Source organism: Mycobacterium sp. NAZ190054 (genome assembly GCF_001545925.1).
Lineage (GTDB): Bacteria > Actinomycetota > Actinomycetes > Mycobacteriales > Mycobacteriaceae > Mycobacterium.
This window is the reverse complement of record NZ_LMVQ01000283.1, coordinates 1-4856: the sequence shown is the minus strand read 5'-3', so window position 1 is coordinate 4856 and position 4856 is coordinate 1. Positions and strand designations below refer to the sequence as shown.

The following is a 4856-nucleotide window of genomic DNA, read 5'->3' as shown; positions in this document are numbered from 1 at the left end:
TTGGGTTGCCGGGCGTACGGAGGATGACGGGTTCGGGGGTGGGTGGCGTCAGGAATCGTACGTTCGGCGGGGGAGCGGGGAGGACGGGGCAGCGGGGGTTGCCGGGATCAGGCCTGGGCCAGGCGTTTCTTCTCGGCCTCGACGTCGAAATCTGCCGGCGGCCACGACAGGTCGAGCTGCTTGAGCGCCTCGATCAACAGCTCGGTGACGGCCAGCCGGCTGTACCACTTCCGGTTGCACGGCACGATGTGCCACGGCGCGTAATCGGTGGAAGTCCGGTCCAGCATCGCCTGGTAAGCCTCTTGGTAGGCAGGCCATTTCAGGCGCTCGTCGATGTCGCCCGGGTTGTACTTCCAGTACTTGTCGGGCCGTTCGAGCCGTTCGGCCAGCCGCTTCTTCTGCTCGTCGAGCGAGACGAACATCGCGACCTTGACCAGCGTGGTCCCGCTGTCGACGAGTTCGCGCTCGAACGCGTTGATCTCGTCATAGCGTGGTTCCCACACCTCCGGCGGCACCAGGTTGTGTACGCGCACGATCAGCACGTCCTCATAGTGCGACCGGTCGAACACCCCGATGTGACCGGGCGCGGGCAGGGCCTTCCGGATCCGCCACAGATAGTGGTGGGACAGTTCCTCGGCAGTCGGCCTGCCGAAGCTGCGGTACTGGATTCCCTGCGGATTACCGCCCCCCACAACATGTTTGACGATACCGCCCTTACCCGCGGTGTCCATCCCCTGCAGCACCAGCAGCACCGATCGGGTGTCCCCGGAACGGCTGTTGGCGTAGAGCATCTCCTGCAGTTCGGCGAAGCGGGCGTTGCGCTCGGCCTGCAGGGCCGGTGCGTCGGCCTTGCTGCCGCGGAACCCCGGTGTGGCGTCGGCGTCGATGTCCGCGACCTTGTCGCCGGGCCGGAACACCAACTCGACGTGGGGCTCGTGGGTCCACAGCGACGGCAGCTCGTCCGGCTCGGTCATGCCCCTAGTCAACCAGCCGGGGCGGTAGTACCGGCGGAGGATGCGGACTGCGCCGGAACCGCTCGAGCGAGCCGTTCACCTCGACGATGCCGCACAGCGCGCTCCACGACAGCATCGTCAGATAGTCGATCAGCTCCTCGGCGGTCATCCGCGGGTTCGACATCCACGAGTGCGTGGCCAACTGGACACCGCCGACGATGTGATACGCCCACGGCTCGGCACCGCCGGTGTCCATCCCGGCCGTGACCATCCGCCTGCGCAACACCACGGCGAGCATCCGCGCGATGATCTGCTCGGAGTCGGCGACCGCCTTGCTCTTGCTGGCCGAGTTGTTGGCCATCACGAACCGGTACGGCTCCGGCTCGGCCGCGACGGTCTCGACGTAGACGCGGATGATCTCGCGGGTCAGGTCGTACCCGTCGAGGTTCGACGACAGCGCCGCCGCCATGTTCGGGATCAGCGTCGTCTGCGCGAAGCGCATCATGACCGCGGTGGTCAGGTCGTTCTTGTCGACGAAATAGCGGTACAGCACGGTCTTGGAGACGCCGATCTCGGCAGCGATCTCGTCCATGCTGACGTTGCTGCCAAGGCGGCGGATGGCTTCCAGGGTGCCGTCGACGAGCTCGTTACGGCGCTCCACCTTGTGCTGGTGCCAGCGCCGTTTCCGTCCGTCGGTTTTGACCGCCACCGGAGAGGATTGTTGTGCCACGTTCGCGGTGATCCGTTCCTTAAGTCCGTGTCGATAATACGGTGACCGGCCGGGCTCGGTTGCCCGCGCGGGGATGATGGAGAGGTGGCTCACCGACTAGACGCCCCCGACAGCAAGCGCGTCGGCAGGCGTCCGAGTTTCGCCGAGGCGATCGCCGGCGCGGATTCGGCGGCCGACGCCGAACGCAGGCGCTCGCTGCGGCGCATGAAACTCGTCGCGTTGAGCTTTCTGCTGGGAGCCAGCATCGTCTTCCTGGTCTGCACCTGGGCGCAGTCGCGGGGCGCGGCGGCCGGCGGTGCGGCGCCCTGGATCGGATATGTGCGGGCGGCGGCCGAGGCCGGCATGGTCGGTGCGCTGGCGGACTGGTTCGCGGTGACCGCGCTGTTCAAGCATCCGCTGGGCATCCCGATCCCGCACACCGCGATCATCAAACGCAAGAAGGATCAGCTCGGCGAGGGACTCGGCGCGTTCGTGCGGGAGAACTTCCTGTCCCCGGCCAACGTCGAGACCAAGCTGCGCGACGCCGACATCGCCGGTCGGGTCGGCAAGTGGCTGTGTGAGCGTGATCACGCCGAGCGGGTGGCCGCCGAGACGGCGACCCTGCTGCGGGTGCTCGTCGAGATGTTGCGCGACGAGGACGTCCAGCAGGTGCTCGACCGGATGATCGTCAAGCGCATCGCCGAACCGCAGTGGGGCCCGCCGATCGGCCGGGTGCTCGCCAGCCTGCTCGCCGAGGGCCGCCAGGAGGCCTTGCTGCAGTTGCTCGCCGACCGCGCGTTCCAGTGGTCGCTCAACGCCGGCGACACCATCGAGCGTGTCATCGAACGTGATTCGCCGACGTGGTCGCCGCGCTGGGTGGACCATCTCGTCGGGGACCGCATCCATCGCGAGCTGATGGATTTCACCGACAAGGTGCGCCGCGATCCCGACCACGAACTGCGCCGCTCGGCGACCAGGTTCCTGTTCGAGTTCGCCGACGACCTGCAGAACGACGCGGCCACGATCCAGAAGGCCGAGAACGTCAAAGAGCAGATCATGGCCCGCGAGGAGGTGGCCAGGGCCGCCGAGACCGCCTGGAACGCCGCCAAGCGGATCATCCTGGAATCGGTCGACGATCCGTCGTCGTCGCTGCGCACCCGCATCGCGGACACGGTGGTGCGCATCGGTGAATCCCTGCGCGACGACGCCGAACTGCGTGAGAAGGCCGACAACTGGATCGTGCGCGGAGCCCAGCACCTGGTCGGCGAGTACGGGGTGGAGATCACCACGATCATCACCGACACCATCGAGCGGTGGGACGCCGATGAGGCGAGCCGGCGCATCGAACTGCACGTGGGCCGTGACCTGCAATTCATCCGGATCAACGGCACCGTGGTCGGCTCGCTGGCGGGCCTGGTCATCTATTCGATAGCCCAGCTACTCTTCTGACCTGCGCTAACTGGTGCTTGCAAAAGTTAGCACTGCGCCGTACGGTTGGAGTTGTCGGTAACCGGATAACCCACCGCACGAGGGGGCAACCCATGCCGCAGGACGAGAACCTCGCCGCTGTCGTGTCGAACGCCGCACAGGACATCGGCTCGTTCATCCGGGCGCAGCGCGAAGCCGCGCAGGTGTCGGTACGGCAGCTGGCCGAGAAGGCGGGCGTCTCCAACCCGTATCTGAGCCAGATCGAACGGGGCCTCCGGAAGCCGTCCGCGGACGTGCTCAACCAGATCGCCAAAGCGCTGCGGGTCTCCGCCGAGGTGCTCTACATCAGGGCCGGGATTCTCGAGCCGAGCGACACCAACGAGGTCCGTGACGCCATCGTCACGGACACGGCGATCAACGAGCGGCAGAAGCAGGTGCTGCTCGACATCTACTCCTCGTTCTGCCAGCAGAACGAGGCCGCCCTCGCCGAAGCGATCGCAGCGGCGGAAGCGCGAGGGGACAGTGTCAGCGACACAGACGAGGAGCCCACCACTGAACAAGACAAGAGCCCTCTAGAGATCCCCGAGACTCCGCAATCGATCACAGAACCCAAATTTGAAACGGAAGGACACAACCATGGCTGAGACCAAGAACCAGCTCGACATCGACGACCTGAAGGCCCCGCTGCTCGCCGCGGTCGGTGCCGCCGACCTGGCGCTGGAGCGCGTCAACGAGATCGTCGCGACGCTGCGCGAGCGTGCCGGCGAAGCCCGCACCGACGCCGAGAGCCGCGTCGGGGAGAGCCGCGCCCGCATCACCCGGCTGCAGGAGGATCTGCCGTCGCAGTTCGGCGACATCCGCGGGCGCCTGACCTCCGAGGAACTGCGCAAGTTCGCCGAGGGCTACGCCGAGGCCGCCCAGACGACCTACACCAAGCTGATCGAGCGCGGTGAGGCCGCGATCGAGCGGCTGCGCAGCCAGCCGGCCCTGGAAGAGGCCGCCAGCCGGGTCGAGGAGTACACCGACCAGGCCGTCGAGCTGACCCAGGAGGCGCTGGGCAACGTCGCGTCGCAGACCCGCGCCGTCGGTGAGCGCGCCGCCAAGCTGGTCGGCGTGGAGCTGCCGAAGAAGACCGAATCGGCCGCCGAGCCGGTGAAGAAGGCCGCCAAGAAGGCGCCCGCCAAGGCGACCGCCGAGACTCCGGCCAAGAAGGCACCCGCCAAGAAGGCTCCGGCCAAGAAGGCGCCCGCCAAGAAGGCCCCGGCCAAGAAGGTCACCCAGAAGTAAGCACCGCCGCGAGGGGCGGAAGTCGTCAAGGGGACGTAACCCGCATAGGCTGTCGAGCGTGGAGCTCCAAGGCCTCGTGGGTTACGTCCTCTTCGCGTTGCAGGTCGCTGTGCTTGTGACGTCGGTCTACGCATTCGTCCATGCCGCGATGCAGCGCCCCGACGCCTACACCGCGGCCGACAAGCTGACCAAGCCCGTGTGGCTGGTGATTCTCGGCGTGGGCGTGCTGCTCGCGTTGGTGCTCGGCATCACCGGTGTCGCGATCGCCGCTGTCGCGGCGGGCGTGTACCTGGTCGACGTCCGTCCCAAGATCCTGGAGATCCAGGGAAAGTCCCGCTAGTGCGCGGATTCGTGCTCGCTGGCTCCGTTGACGAACAGCAGAAGCACCAGCGCCGCCATCGACGCGGGAATCAGGAGGCGGCGGCGCCGGATCACCGCCACCACCGACCGCAGAACACCTTCTTCACGCTAAGGCAGCA

5 protein-coding genes and 1 pseudogene are annotated in these 4856 nt (G+C 67.0%); 4 read left to right on the top strand and 2 right to left on the bottom strand.

What is annotated here, in order from left to right:
• Positions 1–107: 107 nt before the first annotated feature.
• Both ASJ79_RS18980 and ASJ79_RS18975 read right to left on the bottom strand, forming a co-directional pair.
• Positions 108–974, bottom strand: a complete 867-nt coding sequence (locus ASJ79_RS18980; RefSeq protein WP_067958458.1) for a polyphosphate kinase 2 family protein — start codon at positions 972–974, stop codon at positions 108–110.
• A gap of 4 nt (positions 975–978) precedes the next feature.
• On the bottom strand, positions 979–1683 hold the full coding sequence (locus ASJ79_RS18975; RefSeq protein WP_067958456.1) for a TetR/AcrR family transcriptional regulator: 705 nt from the start codon (positions 1681–1683) through the stop codon (positions 979–981).
• 84 nt (positions 1684–1767) lie between these two features.
• Between ASJ79_RS18975 and ASJ79_RS18970 the strand changes: the two genes are divergently transcribed.
• The 4 genes and pseudogenes from ASJ79_RS18970 (at position 1768) to ASJ79_RS18955 (ending at position 4717) form a co-directional block, all read left to right on the top strand.
• Positions 1768–3111 (top strand): DUF445 domain-containing protein, encoded by a 1344-nt coding sequence (locus tag ASJ79_RS18970; protein WP_067958454.1) that lies wholly within the window; start codon positions 1768–1770, stop codon positions 3109–3111.
• Between the two features lie 92 nt (positions 3112–3203).
• Positions 3204–3581, top strand: a pseudogene (locus tag ASJ79_RS18965) (helix-turn-helix domain-containing protein); the annotation flags it as partial.
• Positions 3582–3726: 145 nt separating this feature from the next.
• A complete protein-coding gene (locus ASJ79_RS18960) occupies positions 3727–4377 on the top strand; it encodes a heparin-binding hemagglutinin (RefSeq protein ID WP_067958451.1) in 651 nt (216 codons plus the stop codon).
• A gap of 58 nt (positions 4378–4435) precedes the next feature.
• Positions 4436–4717: a DUF2516 family protein gene (locus ASJ79_RS18955; RefSeq protein ID WP_067958449.1), complete on the top strand. Its 282-nt coding sequence runs from the start codon at positions 4436–4438 to the stop codon at positions 4715–4717.
• Positions 4718–4856 lie beyond the last annotated feature (139 nt).